Raw genomic sequence first — 20,453 nt, forward strand, 5'->3', positions numbered from 1 at the left:
AAATAATCCTTTCCTTTATTTCTCTTAAAATCAACTGTTTAATAATTTTGTCGTGTACTAAGTAATATTTTATAAAACACAATTAACAAACAACAAATGAAACAAAAAACTACTTTTTCTCTATGGAAGAGGTTACTGCTTTTGCTCGTCCTGTTCGTTCCTTTAGTACAGTCCTTGGGGCAGACTAAGATTTATGCAACAGATCTTATAAGTGATAAGAATGTTGATAATCCTAGGTATGCAACTGATGGGAATTTGGCAAGTAAAGGTACACTACATGCACATCCAGGTGCATTAATGCTAGGTAAGAAGAGCGGATTCTTAGAGTACAAATTCCCTAATGCAGTGCCAAAAGGTAAACAAACCTATATAAAAATAGGGATGGAAAACAATGAATTACTTAATGGTTTATTAGGTGGTTCAGTAGGTAAATTATTATCAGGCCTTTTGAATGAACTATTGTTAGGAAGTCACAGATTTGATGTTAGTGCTTATAATGGCAATAATAAAGTTCTTGAAGTAAAATCAGTAGATGGTTTTGGAACTAAACAGGCTAAATTAATCCAAGATAAGGATGGAGAGTACATGATTGCATTTCAGTTAGATCAATCATTTGATCGTATGACTGTAGGTAATAGTAGTACAGCTTTATTGGGTTTAACAGGTGATAAGTTATTAGATGTTTACGATACTTATTATGTAAAAGAAGATGGAGGGAGCTGTAGTAGACCTATAGGAACTTCATTTGATTCAGCAGGTATTGAAATAGATTTATTAGGAGGTTTATTACAAAATAAATTCTATGAAGCTATAGATGGAAAAGAAAATACTTATTCTTTGTTAAAAAGGGATGGTGCAGTAAATGTTGGAGTGGGGGGGTATATCTCTCAGTTTTTTTATTTTCCTACTAGTTCTAATGAAGCTACTACTGTTAATTTAACCATAGAGTCACCAAAGGGATTACTTAGTTTAGATTTGTTAAGCGCTATCGAATTAAGAGCATATAATGGAGATAAGGAAGTATATACTAAGTCTCTAGAAGGAGGGTTGCTTAATGGTGTAAATCTCTTAGGATTATTAAAGACACCTGGAAAAAAGACTTTGACATTTGCACCGGGAAAAGCGTTTGACAGAATAGAACTAAGAGCAAACAATACATTAAATGTTGGGTTGTTAAGCGATGGACTGCGTATTTATGATATTGAACGCTTTGATACAGCTAAATGCCCTAATCCTAATATTATAGTTCCTGCTCCGACAGAATCTCCTTTTGATATAGCAGCTTGTGCTACAGTTTTAAAGGATTTTAAAAATGTTGATTTTGTTACAAATGCTATAGATGGTAATAATGAAACATTTGCTACTTTATATGCTAATAATGGTTCTTTATTGTCTGCTTTACCTTCTTCAGGAATGATAGAATTAGCATATAACCAAAAAGTAGCTGCGCATACAACTTCCTATATTCGAATTGATTCTGATAAAGATGTATTAGAAGCTTTATTAGGAGGAACTTTAGGCAAGCTAGTTGATGGTGTTGCAGGTTTATTGTTAGGAGATCACTATTTTGAAGTAGAAGCCTTTAGTAATGGTGTATCTGTATCGAAAAGCTCAAGTATAAGTGGTTTTGAAGGAACTACTAATGGAGTAGTATCACTAGTACAGGATAAGATAGGTCGCTATTATTTAGCAGTTACACCAACAACTGAATATAATAGTATACGTATAACCAATAAAGTAACAGGATTACCAACAGGAGAACAACGTATGTTAAAGGTATATAATATGTGTCGTGAGATTGGTTCAGATCCATGTTATCCTGCTCAGTTTACTTCATATAATCAAGCAGGGTTAAATTTGAGTATTGCTAGTTTAAATGAAGCAGGTGTTAAGAATCCTTATCATGCTATAAGTGGTAATTCATCTAATTATTCAGAGATTAGTTCTGGTACTCTAGCTGTAGGTACAGGAGTAAAACAAGTTATTTACTTTCCTAAACCATCTTCTAATGGTGATAAATTAGAAGTGAGAGTACAGTTTAACCCTAATAGTGTACTTTCATTAGATTTATTAGGTTCTTATAAAGTGACTACTTACTTAGGTAGTACTAAGAAACAAGAGTTTACTTTGAAACAGGGATTATTAAATAACCTTGATTTATTAGGTCTATTGCAGTCTGGTGGAGTTCAGTCTTTAGTTTTTGATACAAGTGTAGAAGCTTTTGACAGAGTTGAGATTTCTACAGTTACATTACTTAATCTTGGAGTAACACCTGCTATTCGTTTGTATAATGTGAAACGTATTAATGATGTATGTATTGATCCAATGACCGAAAGCCCTTTTGTTTCTTCTATATGTGCTACTGAGTTGTTAGGAAGTAAGTATGTAGATGATATCTCTAATATTTTTAATGGGAATTTTGATTCATTCGCGACGATTAACTCTGATGCGGGAATTTTATTAGGAGGAAATAAAAGAGCTGGTTTTGTTGAAGTTGGTTATGACCACATTGTGAAGGCTGGTACGACCTCTTATATTCGTTTTGATTATGATAAGGGGATATTAAAAGGTTTATTAGGAGGTAGTTTAGGTAACATTGTAAGTGGACTATTAAATAATATTGTTTTAGGTGATCATTTTTTCGAAATAGAAGTGAAAGATGAGAATGGTGTTGTGTTAGAAGGTAACAGTAGAGGTATAGCAACAACATTCAAAAATGGAGAAATAAGAGTGGTAAGTGATAAGCTAGGACGCACTTATTTAGCTATAACACCGACTAAAGATTATAAATCAGTTAAGATCACAGATAGAAACGAGAGTTTATTAGGCATATTAGCCCCAGCTACTTCTATGAATGTGTATAATATGTGTTATGAAGGTAATGCTGATTCTTGTGTTGATGCTTTTGCTACATCATTTGACTTTACTGGATTAGCCTTAACAGTTAATGATTTATCTGGAGCAGGTGTTGAGTATCCAGAGCGTGCTATAGACTCTAATACGACTAACTATTCACGTATTAGTTTAGGAACGCTTAATGTGGCAGGAAGTGTAAAACAGTGGGTATTCTTTAACTCAGTTTCTGATAAAGATGATGTTACTAATATCAAATTTAGAACAGAGTCAGGAGGAGTAGATCTTAATGTGTTAGGTAGATTAGAGATTAAAGCATATTTAGGAGATAAAGTAGTTAATACGCTTGATTTATCTAGTGGTTTAATTAATGGTATTAATGTTTTAGACTTAATTAATAAAGGAGATATAGTTAATTTACCATACACACCTGGTGTTGAGTACGATCGTATATCTATCGGACTTAAGAGTGTGTTAAATGTATCTGTGTTTCCTCCAATTAATTTATACAGCGTAGAAAGAAGCTGTCAATCTTTAAATCAAGATCTTGTTAGTTGGAAGTCTTATAAAGTGAATGGTGATTCAACAGTTCAAAAAGTTACTGGTGGAGAAGAAGTAGAGTATATTATTCATGTTAAAAATGTAGGTGCTGCTGATGTACCGACTTTATTAATAGAAGACAGATTACCTGCTGGGTTAACATGGACTTCTGGTGGGACTCACAGTAATGGTGTAGTTACATTCAAAAAAGAAGATGTTTTAGTAGTAGATGGTGTAGTTACATTTAGTTTTAAAGCTAGAGTAAATACAGATTTAGAAGGGATTTCTCAAATTAGAAATATTGCGGTAGTAAAAGTTGATGAGACAGATAAAGGAGTAAATACTTATCCAGCTATTGACAATAAAGACCCTAAAGCCCCAAATACAAGCGAAAAACCGGGCACTGTATTAGTTGTTGACCCTCTTTATGATATCGAATTATCTAAAGTAGGATCAAGTAATGGAAAGATTAGTAATCAAGCACAGCTTGGTGATGAGATAACATATACTATCTCAGTAGAGAATAAAGGGAATAAAGCATTAAGAAATGTTTTACTTAACGATGTTCTAGGTAATGTTCTAGGTTCAGAAATAGAAATTGTAGAGGTAGGATCAGGTGTGATTCAGAACAGTACTATTAGTTATGTTATCGCTCAGTTAAATGTAGGTCAAAAAGAAACTTACGTAGTTAGAACTAAAGTAATCGGATTACCTACAACAAATAAAATTTCAAATAAGGTCATTTCTATCTATACATTACCAGATAATACAATTAAAACAAAAGAAGTTGTATTTGAGTTAGCTAGTAATTGTAACGATATTTTTGAAAATAGCATTGTTGTAGAACAGGTAGCAGATGTATGTGCGTATACAGAATTTGTATTAAAAGCAGCATTAACAAATCTAGCCCCTAAAGATTTAAAGAACCCAATATTTAAATGGTATAAGAATGCTGATTTATCAGATATGCCATTAGTAGGTCAGGAAGTCAAAACAACTATAGCGAGTACTACTAAGTTTTATGTGACTGTAGAGGGACTTGGGTATTGTTTTAATGGAACACCAGCTGAAGTAGAAGTTAAAACTTTAGTAAGTCCAGCGAAACCTGTTGTGTCAAGTACTCAAGCTGATATATGTGAAGGTACTTTAACTACATTATCAACTATAGAAGGAGCAACTGAATATCAATGGTTCCTTAATGGTGTATTAATCGAAGCTGAGGATGAAAAAGGACAACCAGTTCGTTTCGGCCATTCGATAGAAGTTAATACTGGAGGGGATTATAGTGTTATAGTTTCTAATGGAATTTGCTATTCTCAAGAGTCAGACGCTTTCACTGTTAAGGTAAAAGAAGCAGCTGAATTATCTATCGAAGGTGATCAAAGAATTATCACTAAAGTAAATGTCGCTATTAAGTTACCTAAAGTGACTAGTAAGAATGGAACAGTAACATGGTATAACGAAAAAGGTGAGTTATTTAATGAAACAGAAATCACTTTTGCTGTACCTGGTATTTATACTTACACTGTAGTAGCAGACTTAAATGGATGTTCTACAGCGGAGAATATTATTATCACTGTATTAGATTCTAACAATTGTCCTCCTCAGATAGAAAGAGTTTATGCAAAGGACAAGACAACTTGGGGATCTATAATAACTGGGGGAATTGCGAATAAAACCAACGCAATAGATGGTAATCCTACTACTTATTCTGAAATAGTAACAGGGTTAGGTTTATTAGGAATAGGTACTACATGGCAAAACATATATTTTGATGAAGTAGTGCCTGCAGGAACACCTGTGACTATTAAGTTAGGAAAACAATACAGTGGTTTAATGTTAGCTGGAGGATTATCTGTACAGGGATTAGATGAAAATGACAAACCTATTGGAACGTTAAAATCGGTACAAGGTGGACTACTTGATTTATTAGCAGCAGATAATGTGATCGAGTATACATTTGTTCCTACTTCTTCTGGTAAACCAAAAGCATTTAAGGGAGTTAGAGTTTCTCAAGGTTCTTTATTAGGTCTTGCTCAAATCTCAAAAGTATATGGAGTATATTATTCTAAATCAGGTAATATTAGTTGCGCACCTGTAGCGACTAACATAAACTCAGGTGTATTAGATGTACTTCATGGGGTACAAGATCTTGGTTTAGGTGTAGCAAGTGCTACTGCCTCAGTTACTAACCCTTGGAATGCGGTTGATAATAAACCTGATACTTATGCATTAATATCTCGTGGAGTAGCAGTATTAAATGAAGCTTCATTGACTGTTGTATTTAAGCAACAAGCTATGCCTGGTGATGAATTACATATCATTACAGAGATTCCAGGTAACCCTATTTTAAGTTTAGAATTGATTAAGGGATATAGTATCCAACGTTATTTGGGTGATAAAAAAGTAGGGCCTAAATTAGAAGGAGGATTGGACGTATTAGGACTTAAGTTATTAGGTTTAGGGTATGGTAATAAGCATAAAGTTATTGTTGCTCCATATGATGAACAACCATATGACAGAGTAAAAATCTCTTATGGTAGTGTTGTAGGAGTATTAGGAGATTTTACACGTATCTATGATGTGAATATTGTACCTACGATTGGTACAGGAGTAAAAGAAGATGAAGTCATTGATGTATGTAATTATGGGATGTTAAAGTTATCTATGATAGATGCTTGTACTACATATGAGATATATACTTCAGAAACAGGATCAGACCAATTAACAGAAGTAACTCCGTTCGAATTCTACTTAAAAGGATTGTCACAAGGTGAACAAACCATCTGGATTCAGAATGTTAGAAGTGGTTGTCCATTAGGGCCACGTATCCCAGTTAAAGTGAATGTGAAAAATTGTTCTGTCAAGACAAACTTGAATATCACACACAAAATCAAATAATTAGAAACAACAATATTTATATATAAAAAGATATGAAAAAAATCACATTATTAGCGGTATTATTAGGAACAACATATTTCGCAAACGCACAAGTAGGGATCGGTACGCCGGACCCTGCTACTTCTGCAGAATTAGACATCGTAGCTAAGGCAGGAAATAAAGGTATTTTGATTCCTCGTGTTGCATTAAAAAATACAACAGAATTCCAAATGGCTGGTAAGGTTGCTGAGAGTACTAGCTTATTAGTATTTAATAAAACAGAAGTAAAGAATCAAGTACCTACAGGTTTTTACTACTGGGATGGTGCTAAATGGAATAGAATAGTAGGGAAAGAAGAGTTAGATACTGTAATTAAGAATTTAGGTGATAATATTACGAATATCACTACTAAATTAGAAAGTGACGTTAAGAATCTTCAAGCAGTAGTGAACTACATATTACCGTCTAACCCTGATAATAAGGATGATAAAGGAAATCCAGTAGTTACTGAAAAGCATACTACGATTGTTTATAATCCTGAGACTAAAGAAATGTTCTATGTGACTTATGATAATGGAAAGTATACGACTAATCAGATTGACATTACTAAGATGGTACAAGGAGTAGAAACTAATACTTTCTTTAAAGACATCAAAGACGCAAATGGTAAAACAACTGGCTATGTATATTTCAACGAAAAAACGATTGTAGAAGCTATTGATAAAGAAACCGATCCAGCTAAGATTAAAGATATACTTGATAAGTTAGATGGAAATACAAAAGGAGCTATCAAGATTGACGTTAAAGGAACTGTAGTAAACAACTTCAAAGAAATCTTAGAAGCACCTACTACAATCACTGTAACTACAAAAGATGGAGATAAAACTTTCACAACTGTAGAAGAGTATTTACAGTATATCTCTCAGTCTGCTGATGGTAATGTAATCTATAAAAATTTAGGAGATACTACTAACCCTAACTGGGTATTCCAATACTATGATAAAGCTACAGGAAAATATGAGACTATTGTTTTACGTGATTTAGTAGCAGAAACGGAGTCTAAAACTACTATTGTTACTTATGAAAATAAACAATACTATTTATCAGAAGCATATATTGTAGGAGGAGGAGAATTAGATGTGACTAAATGGACTGCAGTTCCAGCTGGAGCTATTCATGTAGATGTAGTAGGTGGAGTGATTAATAATATCGAAGAGATCTTAACGACTAAAGGAAATATCACTATCCAAGTAGGAGGAAAAGATATGAACTTTACATCTGTAGAAGAGTACTTGCAGTACATCACTCAGTTCTCAGAAGGTAATGTTATCTATAAGAATATCAGTACTGATTCAACAAAACCAAATTGGGTACTACAGTACTGGGACAATACTGCAAATGAGTACAAAACTATCAACCTAACAGATCTTGTTGCTTCAGTAGAAACTAAGACTAATATCCTTAGAGCAGAAGCTACAGCAGATAAGACATTATCTATCTATGAAGCTGTAGTAGCACCAGTACAAGATAATGTTAAGAAAGGAGAAATCTTCTATAAGTATAATAATGAAGATAAAGGGGAGCAATTCATCAATATGACGGCAGATATTATCTCTTCTATTAACAACAATGAAGAAGTGAAGAATGCATTGACTAATATCTTAAACCAAGGTGGTAACGTGTACTTCGGTGATCATGATAATGATGCAGCTACAGATAATGTATTCTATACAATGAAAATTGTAAATGGTAAAGAAGTGAAGACTCCTATTGAATTACCAGCTTCATTTTTATTAAAGATTATCAACGATTATAAAGAGGTAATTAAACAAGCTTTAGGAGATAATATCACAAACGAAGGAGATATCGTATTCACAGGGAATATCTATAATGGACGTCAAGTATTATTAGCTAAAGGAAGTACTAAAGCAAATGGAGAATCTGCTAGAACTGAAGGAGTAACATTAGAGAATGCTACAGGTGATAACGCTATCAATGGTGTGTTATCTATCAAAGTACTAAAAGCAGGTGTAGTAGTTACAGAATCAACAAAAGATGTTGTGGTATCAGGTACTAAGATCGACTTTAATATCGGTGTAGGAAATATCTATACAGCTTTACCAAAAGATACTTACGAAGTTGTAGTAGAGTACCTAGGTAAAGAGGTAAAGCCTACAACTCAACCATAATTTAAAAAACAACAAACAACAATTAATTCTTTTCAGAAAGGGAGAGGCTAAAGCCAACTCACAATAACGGCCTCTCCCTTTTATTAAATCAAACTCACATTATGAAAAAAATATATTTAAGTATAGCCATATCATTTCTTGCAACAGCTGGTTTTGCTCAGACTAAGATCGGTGTTGTTGGTAAATCTAACCCAGATGTAAACACGAATGCTATCTTAGAATTAGAAGCAGAGAATAAAGGTCTTCTTTTACCTCGTGTTGCGTTAACTGAAACTACGAAAGCAAATCCTCTAAGTGCTCACGTAAGCGGGATGACGGTGTATAATACAGCTACTGTAGCGGATGTTGTGCCGGGGTTTTATTATAACGATGGTTCGAAATGGCAACAGATGGTAACAACAGACAATAAAGCTGTGAAGTTCTTCTATATGCCTACGATCACTTTTGATACGAGTGTTCTTGGAGATGGTACAAAAGAACTATACGAAGAGTATAAAAAGCAGTTCACTATGCAGAGCGGAAATGCAGTAAAGAGTACTAGCGCACCAGCTGTTATTCCTCATTTTCCAGCAGCTAGTGATTTATACTACTATGTTACAGACTTTGATTCTGCTGTGTTTTCAGATATCGTTATAGATGATAATGGAGTAATGACTTACAAGATTATTGGTAATGGTACTCCTACTTCTATCATGAATATCGTATTCGTGGTAAAATAACTAACTAGTAAAAGTGATTCACTATGGTTAAGAAAAGAACACTCTTAGTAGTTTCTGGCTTGTGCTCTATAGCTACTATGGCACAGACAGTAAACAAGGGAGGGCTATATGTAAGCCCAGAAGGGATAATGTCTACACATTATGCCTTAGAGAATACAGATGAGGCGGACTTTAAAAATAACGGTACGCTATATGTCTATAATGATATTATAAACAACGGTGCTTTCTTTGATTATAAAGGGAAACTAGCACAAGGAACTACTATTTTTAAAAGTGATAAACAACAGACTGTATCAGGTAACAGTATCAGTAAGTTTAACAATGTAGTACTAAATAACACAGCGGATAATATTGCATTTAATGTTATTAATGATGTGGTAGTACAGGGTAAAGTAGACTTCCAAGACGGTATTGTCAATGTAGATGAGAAAGACGGGTCATTTACATTCTTAAAAGACGCAACGGCAGTTAATGCAAGTGATAATAGCTATATCCAAGGAACTGTAGACAAGGAAGGAAACAACGAGTTTGTGTTCCCTATTGGAGATAAGAAGTATTATCGAAACGCTACGATTACAGCGCCTAAAGAAGAAAAAGACATTTTCGTAGGGAGGTATAATTTAGATGATAAGAACTTCTTTACTTCTCATAAGCATAAGTCTGGTATAGTAGAGTTAGTAAACGAAAGAGAGTATTGGCTAGTAGACCGTAACTCTAATGCGAAGAGCGATGTTATCTTGACATTAGGTTGGCATGCAGATACTACTCCAGCAGAGTTATTAAAGACTCCAGAGAAGAACTTACGTATTCTTCGTTGGGATGCTAAGGATCAGCTTTGGGTAGATGAGGGAGGTATCGTAGATGTCGATAATAAGACAGTGACTACACCTACATCTGTACGTGGATACGGATTCTTTACATTAGGTACTGTGAATACAGATTTGATATTAGATGGAGACGTAGTGATCTATAATCTAGTAACGCCTAATGGAGATGGAGAGAATGATTTCTTCTTAATTGATAATATTAATCGTTTCCCTAATAATAAAGTTGAGATCTATAACCGTTGGGGAGTGAAGGTTTATGAGACTTCTAATTATGACAGTAATAATAACGTATTCAGAGGGTATTCTGATGGACGTGTTACAGTTAACTCTGGAGAGAAACTACCTACAGGAACTTATTATTATGTGATTAGCTATGAATACAGAAATGCTAGCGAAGCACATACAATTAGAAAATCAGGGTATCTACATTTAGACAACAACTAAGATTTTACGAATGACAATTAATAGAACAATAAGAAATATAAGTGTGTGTATGTTAACCTTGTTAGGAGCACAACAAATGCAAGCACAACAAGACCCACAGTACACACAGTATATGTATAATACCTCTAATATTAACCCTGCTTATGCAGGTACTAGAGGTAACCTAAGTATTTTCGGTAACTACCGTACACAGTGGGTTGGTTTAGATGGAGCGCCTAAGACAGCTAATCTGTCGGTGAGTACACCTCTAGGAGATTCAGGATTAGGATTAGGGGTGAACTATATGAATGATCGTATAGGAGCGATGGATGAGAATAATATCTCTGTAGACCTATCGTATGCTATCGATGTTAATCAAGACTATAAATTAGCATTTGGTTTAAAAGCTACGGCTAACTTACTGAATGTAGATTATACTCGTCTTAATATCTATAGTGGAAAAGACCCTGTAGCGATGACGAATATAGATAATCAATTCTCACCTAATATAGGGGCAGGTCTGTATCTATATTCTGAGAAGTCATATTTAGGATTGTCTGTACCTAACTTTTTGACTACAGATCGCTACGATGATAACGAGGTGACGACGATGCGTCAGAAAGCGCACTTCTACTTAATGGGAGGATATGTGTTTGAACTAAACCCTAGTTTGAAGTTTAAACCAGCTTTCTTAGCGAAGGCAGTTTCTGGGGCACCATTACAGATGGATCTGACAGCTAACTTCTTAATTATAGACAAGTTTACTGTAGGAGCAGCATATCGTTGGGATGCATCAGTTAGTGCATTAGCAGGATTCCAAGTGAATGATAACTTATTCGTAGGATATTCTTATGATGCAGATACGACTAAGTTAGCGAATTACAACTCTGGATCTCATGAGATATTCCTAAGATTCGATTTGTTTAATAATCGCACTCGTATGAATACACCAAGATTCTTTTAACGAAAACTATAAAGTATGAAAAAGAAGGTTATTAAGTTTTTCTCAATAGCCTCTTTTTTCTTAATAACGGTAGGGGCAGTAGCTCAGACTAGTAAGGAGAAAAAAGCGGATAAGAGCTTTGACTACTATGAGTATGTCAATGCGATCGAAATCTATGAGAAAATTATAAATAAAGGGTACAAAAGTGTTAATACACTTACTAAGTTAGCAGATGCTTATTACTTTAAAGGTGAGCTAAAGACTGCTCATAAGTGGTACGAAGAGTTATTTATTTTTGCAGAACAAGAAGGACATAAACTACCATCAGAGTACTACTATAGATATGCGCAGACGCTGCGTTCTATAGAGGATTATAAAAAGGCAGATGAGTATGTAAGTCGCTTTGCTGAATTAGAGAAGAGCGACAGTAGAGGTATATTATTCGAAGAAAAGAAAGATACTTACTTAAAGGAGATTAATGCCATGATACAGCGTTATGATCTGAAAGTACTGCCTATTAATAGTGTGTATTCTGACTATGGATCGAGTATCTTAGGAGACCAATTAGTTTTTGCATCTGCTAGAGAAACAGAACATGGAGGTAGAGTACATAAGTGGACTAATGAAGCATTCACTACTCTATACAGTACGGTGATCAGTAAAGACGGTAGTTTTAGCGAGCCTGAGCCTTTGGATAAGTTTGGAAATGCAAAGGTCAACGTAGCATCAGCTATTTTTACTAAAGATGGTAAGACGATGTACTTCACGAGTAATAACTTTAAGAAGAAAAAGAAAGTTCACAATGAAGATTATTACATCTTATTGAAGTTATATAAATCTACTTTAAATGAAGATGGAGTATGGACAGAAGCTGTAGAGTTACCATTTAACTCAGATAATTTTAATACTGCTCATCCTGCTTTATCTCCAGATGAGAGATGGTTATACTTTGCTTCTGATAGAAGTGGTACACTAGGAGAGTCTGATATCTATAGAGTCTTTATAGAAGAAGACGGAAGCTATGGTACCCCTGAGAACTTAGGGGCTAGAATTAATACAGAAGGGCGTGAGACATTCCCTTTTATCTCTAAGGATAACTATCTCTACTTCTCATCAGATGGACGTCCAGGGCTAGGAGGGTTAGACGTATATATGGCTAAGCTAAATGTGGATAATACCTTCGGTAAGGTAGCGAGTGTAGGTGCTCCTATTAACAGTTCTTCAGATGACTTTGCATTCTATATCAATGATAAAAATAGAAAAGGATTTATCAGTTCTAATCGTGAGGGAGGAGTAGGAAGTGATGATATTTATTTCTTCCAAGTAGTAGACTGTAAGCAGCAGATAGAAGGAAAGGTGTTCAATACGAGTACAAAAGAACCGATAGCGAATGCCACAGTAGTATTATATGATAATGCGTATAAAGAACTAGCTACGATCACTACAGATGCGAAGGGATATTATCTTACAGAAGCTTTAGACTGTAATTATAAGTTTAGATTAAAGGCTAGTGCAGATAAGTTTTTGACAGCAGAGGTATCTACGGTATTAGGACGAGAGTTTAATGTATCTAAGACGGTGGATATAGGACTAGATCCTATAGTTGAAAAAATAGAGAAAGATGATGATTTATTTAAGAAATTGAAGTTAGATCCTATCTATTTTGACTTTGATAAAGCGACTATTCGACCTGATGCAGCAGTAGAGCTAGCGAAGGTAGTAGAAGTGCTTAATATGTATCCTAAACTGAAGATAGATGTGCGTTCGCATACAGATAGTAGAGGTAATGATGCTTATAATATGAAGTTGTCTGACCGAAGAGCTAAATCAACGATAGCTTGGATGGTAAAACAAGGAATAGAAGAAGATCGTATCAAGGGTAAAGGGTATGGAGAATCACAGTTAGTTAATAAATGTGCTAATAAAGTACCATGTACTATTAAAGAGCATCAAGAAAATAGAAGAAGTGAGTTTATTATTCTGAATATAGAATAACACTGTTTCGGTTAGTAATTTTAAAAAAGCCAGTTTGTGATGACAGACTGGCTTTTTACTTTTTTAGTCAAATGTCATAGAACGGACAGAAAGGAATGATTCTATAGCCCTATTAGAGTGAGGTTGTTTTGTAATTCTATTCTTCAGTACTCTCCCTTCAATACCGCTACAAGATCTCTTCAAGACTTCTTCAAGAAAACAGGCTTGAACTAGAGCAATCTTGTCGTATTGTTGAAGAAGTGTTGAAGGAATTCAGACAAAGGCTTGTATATACTAGGATAGAGAGGTATTCGTGTATTATCTATTTTTGAAGTGTTCTATATTTAATGTTTTTATAGTTAGATGTTTATGTTTTTTTAGAGGCTTTTTTTTAAGGAAAAAAACACTATACTTTTTTTCAAAAAGAAGTGTAAATGGATGATATGAAGGATAAATATCAAAAAAAGAGGGTATAAAACGTCTTTTACACTAGGTAAGTACGTCATAACTCATTAAAAATGAAAAAAAGAGATAAGAATTATTCACAACAGAATGAAATAGGATTCGAAGATAGGGTGATGATTATCTCATATACTATTTCAACAAAAAAACCACCTGTTTAGAGGTGGTTTTCATATAGATAATAGATTGATTATTTTTCTATTGTTTGGTATACTTTAAGAGCTTGTTTTAAGATCTCAGCTGAGCGGATTAAGTCTTCTTTTTTAAGAACATAAGCCATACGAGCTTCGTTTAATCCTACACCTGGTGTAGAGTAGAATCCTGCAGCAGGAGCGATCATTACAGTCTCTCCATTTAGGTCATACTCTTCTAATAACCATTTAGCGAAGTTATCAGCATTCTTAATAGGGAACTTAGCTACACAGTAGAAAGAACCATGTGGCATAGTCACTTGAACACCTTCTATCTGTTGAAGCGCAGTGATGAATACATCTCTTCTCTCTTTGTACTCCGTGATTACTTCATCGAAGTAAGATTTAGGAGTGTCTAGAGCAGCCTCAGCAGCGATTTGTTCAAAAGTAGGAGGAGATAGACGCGCCTGAGCAAATTTCATTGCTGCAGCCATAAGCTCTTTGTTTTTAGAAACGATACATCCTATACGAGCACCACACATACTGTAACGCTTAGATACAGAGTCAATCATGATCGCGTGATTCGCTAATTCTGGGATGCTCATCACAGAGATATGCTTATATCCATCATAAGCGAACTCTCTATATACTTCATCAGCGATTAAGAATAGATCGTGTTTAACCACTAGATCTGTTAACTGTTTCATCTCTTGTTCTGAATATAAATAACCAGTAGGATTACCAGGATTACAGATTAAGATCGCTTTGGTCTTAGGAGTGATTAGTTTTTCGAATTCTGATATAGCAGGTAATGCAAATCCATCATTGATAGAAGACATTACAGGTACGATGTTTACTCCATTAGAAGTAGAGAATCCATTATAGTTAGCATAGAATGGCTCAGGGATGATGATTTCGTCACCTTGGTCCATTGTACTTCCTAAAGCGAATAATAATGCTTCAGATCCACCAGTAGTAACGATAATATCTGCTACATCTACATTAAGATTTTGGTCTTGATAGTGTTTAGCTAACTTTATTCTATAACTTTCGATTCCTGCAGAGTGGCTATATTCTAATACTTCGAAGTTAGCTTCTTTTACAGCTTTAAGAGCTCCTTCAGGTGTTTTAATATCAGGTTGTCCTATATTTAAGTGGTATACATGGTGTCCTTTTTGCTTTGCTACCTCTGCAAAAGGGACTAATTTTCTGATAGGTGATTCAGGCATTTGAAGCCCTTTGTTTGAAATCTTTGGCATAGTTTTGAAATTTAAATAAACATAGTAACTCTCTAAATCAATATTGGATTAGAAATCAATAATCCTCTAGAATATTACTATCGCAAATGTAACTTATTTTATGCAAAAATTTGCAACAAATTGATTACTAAATATTAAGTTAAATATACTGAATTACTGGGCTTTTTGGTTATTTTTGTTGCACTATTAAAACAACATATTAACAACTCATGGATAAAAAAATAATATCTTTTTTTTCTTCGACACGGTTAATGGCGGTTCTTTTTATAGTTTATGCTGTAGCATTAGCTCTAGGAACCTTCATCGAAGATCGTTATAACACAACTACTGCCCGTATTTTAATATATAATACTAAATGGTTCGAGTTTATTATGTTTGTTTTCTTGATTAACTTTATAGGAAATATTAAGAAATACAGACTACTGAGCAAGGAGAAGTGGGCGACATTACTACTGCATGCGGCTTTTATTTTAATTTTATTAGGAGCTTTCATTACTCGTTATATTAGTTTCGAGGGAATGATGCCTATTAGAGAAGGGGAGACGGCAGATAGTATTTTTTCTGATAAAACTTTCCTTACTGTTATGACAGATGGTGAGTATGAAGGGGAACAACGTAGACGTACGTATGAGAGACCAATATTATTCTCTCCTGTGACGAATAATCACTTTAAAGTAAGAGAAGACTTTAATGGTATCGATTACGAGATAGAGTATAAAGATTTTATCATGGGAGCTACTGAGGCAATAGCAGAAGATCCTAATGGAAAAATGTTCTTAAAATTAGTAGAGTCTGGTGATGGAGATCGTCATGAACATTTCTTAGAAGAAGGAAAAGTTGTGAGTATCCACAATGTATTATTCTCATTGAATAAGCCTACTGATGGAGCAATCAATATCACAAAAGAAGGGGATGAGTTCTTTTTAGATACACCTTTTGGAGGAACGTATATGGTGATGGCAACACAGGCGACAGGTGATGTAGTAGCTGGTACAAAAGCTCCTCTGAACTTTAGATCATTATATAATATGGCAGGAACACAGTTCGTTATTCCAGAAATGCCTATTAAAGGAAAGATGGTTCTAGAGTCTGATGGTGACTTTAAGAATAAAAGAAATACGGATGCTTTAGTTCTTACTGTTCGTTCTCAAGGAAAAGAGGAGGAAGTAACGCTAATGGGTAAAGCAGGAAGAATGGGAGAACCTCAGTCATTTAAACTAGGTGACTTAGAGTTTACGATGATGTATGGTAGTAAAGTGTATACTACACCGTTCCAAATCAAGTTAAATAAATTCATTGCTGAGAAATATCCTGGTACAGAGAGTAGCTATGCTTCATTCGAAAGTCAGGTGACTGTATTAGACGGAGCAGAGAACTTCGATGCACGTATCTATATGAACAATATTCTAGATTATAAAGGATACCGATTCTTCCAGGCAGAGTTCGATAGAGATGAGAAAGGAACTATCCTATCTGTGAACCATGACTTCTGGGGAACGTGGATTACTTATATAGGGTACTTCTTACTATATGTAGGATTAATAGTAATCTTATTCGATAAGAATACAAGATTTGGTGATTTGAAACGAAAATTAGATAAAGTTAGAGAGAAGAAAGCTTCTATACTTACGATGTTGTTCTTGTTCTTATCAGTAGGAGCATTCGCACAACATAATCACGAGACACCTACACGTCCTAATCAGGTAGTGATAGATTCGCTGATCAAGAGTACTGCTGTAGATAAAGAACATGCAGCAAGATTCGGAGAATTGGTTATTCAGGACTTTGGTGGTCGTATGAAACCAGTGAATACTTTTGCTTCAGAATTATTGCGTAAAGTATATAAAGGAGAAAACTATAAAGGATTAAATCCTGATCAGGTGTTTCTATCGATGACTCAGTTCACAGTAGCTCAACAATTACAAGGAGCACCTAACTACTGGTATTATGCAGAATTGATAAAACTACCTAGAGGGAATGATAAAATACTAGAGGCATTAAAGCTGCCTAAAGGTGCTAAGTATGCGGCGTTTATTGATTTCTTTGATGAAAATGGTAATTATAGATTAGCAAAAGTAGTAGAAGATGCTAATCACTCTGCTGTTAAAAATCAGTTTGAGAAAGACTATTTAGATTTGGATTCTAAGATGGCTCTATTGAATGCAGCATTCACTACACGTAGCCTTACGATATTCCCTATACCTGGTCACGATAATGATAAATGGGTATCTCCATTAGAATTAAACGAGGCTGGTCTTAAAGGAATGGATTCTACATTCACGAAGAGCATATTGCCTAGAATGTATGTTCCAGCGTTATTTGAGGCAAAACAATCAGGGGACTATGCGAAGGCAGATGAGTTCTTACAGAGTATTAAAACGTATCAGAATGCTTATGGTAAAACTGTAATACCTTCTGAGAAAAAGATTCATTTCGAAATCCAATATAATAAGTACGATATATTTAAGACACTATATAGTTACTATATGTTAGCTGCTGTGTTCTTATTCATCTTCATTATATCAGAGATATTAAAACCAAGACGTATTAATAAGACGATGATAAAAATTGGTAGCTGGGCTACAGTCTTATTATTCGGTATCCATACATTAGGATTAGCTGTGAGATGGTATGTATCAGGGCACGCTCCATGGAGTGATGCGTATGAGTCAGTTATCTACGTGGCATGGGCAACTACATTATTTGGGTTGATTTTTGGGCGTAAGTCTGAGTTAACAATTGCTTCAACAGCATTCGTGGCCGCTATAGTATTATGGGGAGCACATCTAAACTTTATGGATCCTGCGATTGGTAATTTACAACCAGTATTGAATTCATATTGGCTGATTATCCACGTAGCAGTTATCGTAGGTAGTTATGGTCCATTCACATTAGGTATGATATTAGGAATAGTGACTCTATTCTTAATGATTCTTACCAATGATAAGAATAAGAAGAAAATGGATCTTAATATTAAGGAGTTGACTTATATTAATGAGATGACATTAACGGTAGGTCTAGTTCTATTAACTATTGGTAACTTCTTAGGAGGTCAATGGGCTAATGAGAGCTGGGGACGCTACTGGGGATGGGATCCTAAAGAGACATGGGCATTAATTAGTATTATGATTTATGCTTTTGTGATCCATGCCAGATTAGTGCCTGCTATGCGAGGTACATGGTTATATAATGTATTCAGTGTAGTAGCGTATTATTCAATTATGATGACTTACTTCGGTGTTAACTTCTACTTAAGTGGATTACACTCTTATGCATCAGGAGATAAAGTGATCACACCTACTGCTGTATGGTGGTCATTAGGATTTGTGATAGTATTAAGTGTCTTCTCTTATATTAAATATAAAAAGTACTTGAAGAAATAGTATTCTCTAAGTAGAATATAATCTAAAGCCCAGCTTCTTTTAGAAGCTGGGCTTTTTTTGTTTTTATATCTGATTCAAGAGTAGAATTGTGATATAGAAGGAGAAACTACGATATGTATTACATATTATATAGGTATAATTAACTATATTGTGAATAGTTTCTTTATTTTAGAAAAATTAGTGTTTTAATTTTCTTAAAAAATATAATTTTCTGTTTAATGTGGTTTTTAAAGGTGAAATATTTAAAATGTTTAGTTTTGTTTTGTGTTTTATATACATCTTTTCTGAGTAAAATTTAAATATATATACAAAAACTTCTCTTGTTGTAGTATATTTTCTAAATAAGGTTAAATTGTGTGAGTAATAATCAAATTTTAACATTTGATGTTTGTTAAGTCGTTTTTTTATAACTTTGTAGTACAAACTGTTTAAGATTTTAGGTTAAAGCTTATTGTCTATATAGGATGTTATGATTTGATTAACGATTTGGGGAAAATGTGATCACTTCAGATTAATTAGTAAAATATTTTAAATAAATTTTTTTAAACATGAAAAAGAAAATTACTACTCTGTTTTTGTTAGCTCTAGGAGCTGGTATGTATGCACAGACTCCTGATCCTATTGGTATGGGGGTTGGTACTGCATTAGTACCTAATAAAAGTGCAATATTAGATATTGCTGCGAGTAAGAAAGGGGTCTTGATTCCTAGAGTTGCTTTAAATGATGTTAAAGTATTTGGTTTAGAAGGGGATTCTAAAACTGAAAGTATGTTGGTCTTTAATGATAAAGGTACTGCTGCAAAAGGATTCTATTATTGGACTAATAATACTACGACTCCTGCAGAAAGTAAATGGGAACTTATTACTTCAGAATCTGTATTAAATCAAAAAATAGATGAAGTTAAGAATTATGTTGATACAGAAATAAAAAAGATAACTAATATAGTAGATGGTGCTAACCTAAGTTATTTAGTTGCTTTTAATCCTACTGGAGGAGCAAATGGTAAAGGAGAGTTTTCTTATTTAGTTCCTGATGGTAGCGGAGGGTATACTCAAAAAGCAATTACATTTGCTGAGTTAATCGCCTTATCTGAGACTAAAACTTTTATGAAAGCAGAGATGCATAAAATAAAAGATCCAAATGATGAAACTGGTAAAACTGAAGTTGAAGTAGTAAAAGCTTATTACTATTTCAATGAAGATGCAGTTAACGCCTGGTTAATTGCTGGAAATGATATTAAAGATATTAATGACCCAGTTAAGGGGATTCCTTTTACTTCAGGATTTAAAATCGACGTAGTAGGTACTGTAAGTTCTAACTTAGAACAAGTATTTAATGATAATCGTAAGTTTATTGATAAATTTATTACTAAATCTGAAGGGAATGTTTTTGCTGAAGTAGTTAATAATGAAGTTAAGTTATACTATATTGACAAAACTAATGGTAAAACTGAAGTGAATTTCAATACTTTAGAAACAAAAACTAATATTCAGAAAACGATTGTTGACGCTTCTGGGAAAGAGGGAACTTATACAGATGCTACATTAGGAACTCTTAAAGAAGGTCAAATACTATTTAAATACAAATCTGAAGAATTAGATGCTAATCAGCAGCCTGTAAATTATTATTTAAATATTACAGAAGAGGTTAAAAATTCATTTAATCATCAAGATATCAAAGACGAGTTAAATAGATATTTGACTCAAGGAGGTAATGTTTACTATGGTGAAATCACTACAGGTGATGGTAAATTCGTGTTATATCATTTAATTGATAATGGTGATGGAACATTTACAAAAAAACCAATTGATATTAGTGAAAACATAATCGAAACGATTAAAACTAATGATAAAGTAACAGAGTTAATCAA

9 protein-coding genes are annotated in these 20,453 nt (G+C 34.0%); 8 read left to right on the forward strand and 1 reads right to left on the reverse strand.

The genetic code is table 11. The features are described 5' to 3' along the window. Nucleotides 1-96: 96 nt before the first annotated feature. The 6 genes from MODO_RS17885 (at nucleotide 97) to MODO_RS17910 (ending at nucleotide 13,369) form a co-directional block, all read left to right on the forward strand. Complete coding sequence (locus MODO_RS17885; protein ID WP_039330252.1) at nucleotides 97-6,294, forward strand: DUF11 domain-containing protein; 6,198 nt, start codon at nucleotides 97-99, stop codon at nucleotides 6,292-6,294. Between the two features lie 32 nt (nucleotides 6,295-6,326). Further along, a complete protein-coding gene (locus tag MODO_RS17890) occupies nucleotides 6,327-8,462 on the forward strand; it encodes a phage tail-like protein (protein WP_059051637.1) in 2,136 nt (711 codons plus the stop codon). A gap of 101 nt (nucleotides 8,463-8,563) precedes the next feature. Further along, the gene (locus tag MODO_RS17895; protein ID WP_039330248.1) at nucleotides 8,564-9,181 is read left to right on the forward strand and encodes a phage tail-like protein; all 618 of its coding nucleotides are present in this window, start codon (nucleotides 8,564-8,566) and stop codon (nucleotides 9,179-9,181) included. Between the two features lie 23 nt (nucleotides 9,182-9,204). Then, nucleotides 9,205-10,452, forward strand: a complete 1,248-nt coding sequence (locus MODO_RS17900; protein ID WP_039330246.1) for a T9SS type B sorting domain-containing protein — start codon at nucleotides 9,205-9,207, stop codon at nucleotides 10,450-10,452. A gap of 10 nt (nucleotides 10,453-10,462) precedes the next feature. Further along, complete coding sequence (locus MODO_RS17905) at nucleotides 10,463-11,395, forward strand: PorP/SprF family type IX secretion system membrane protein (protein ID WP_006265791.1); 933 nt, start codon at nucleotides 10,463-10,465, stop codon at nucleotides 11,393-11,395. A gap of 15 nt (nucleotides 11,396-11,410) precedes the next feature. Further along, entirely contained in the window at nucleotides 11,411-13,369 is a 1,959-nt protein-coding gene (locus tag MODO_RS17910; protein WP_059051639.1) for an OmpA family protein, read from the forward strand. Nucleotides 13,370-14,000: 631 nt separating this feature from the next. Here the strand turns inward: MODO_RS17910 and MODO_RS17915 are convergent. Further along, on the reverse strand, nucleotides 14,001-15,200 hold the full coding sequence (locus tag MODO_RS17915; RefSeq protein ID WP_006258502.1) for a pyridoxal phosphate-dependent aminotransferase: 1,200 nt from the start codon (nucleotides 15,198-15,200) through the stop codon (nucleotides 14,001-14,003). Between the two features lie 209 nt (nucleotides 15,201-15,409). Here MODO_RS17915 and MODO_RS17920 point away from each other — a divergent pair, with 209 nt between their 5' ends. Together MODO_RS17920 and MODO_RS17925 are read left to right on the forward strand one after the other, a co-directional pair. Then, entirely contained in the window at nucleotides 15,410-18,583 is a 3,174-nt protein-coding gene (locus MODO_RS17920) for a cytochrome c biogenesis protein CcsA (RefSeq protein WP_006258501.1), read from the forward strand. Nucleotides 18,584-19,131: 548 nt separating this feature from the next. Then, nucleotides 19,132-20,453: phage tail-like protein (locus MODO_RS17925; RefSeq protein ID WP_059051641.1), on the forward strand; the 1,322-nt coding region annotated here is incomplete at its 3' end.

It is taken from the genome of Myroides odoratimimus, from assembly GCF_001485415.1.
Lineage (GTDB): Bacteria > Bacteroidota > Bacteroidia > Flavobacteriales > Flavobacteriaceae > Flavobacterium > Flavobacterium odoratimimum.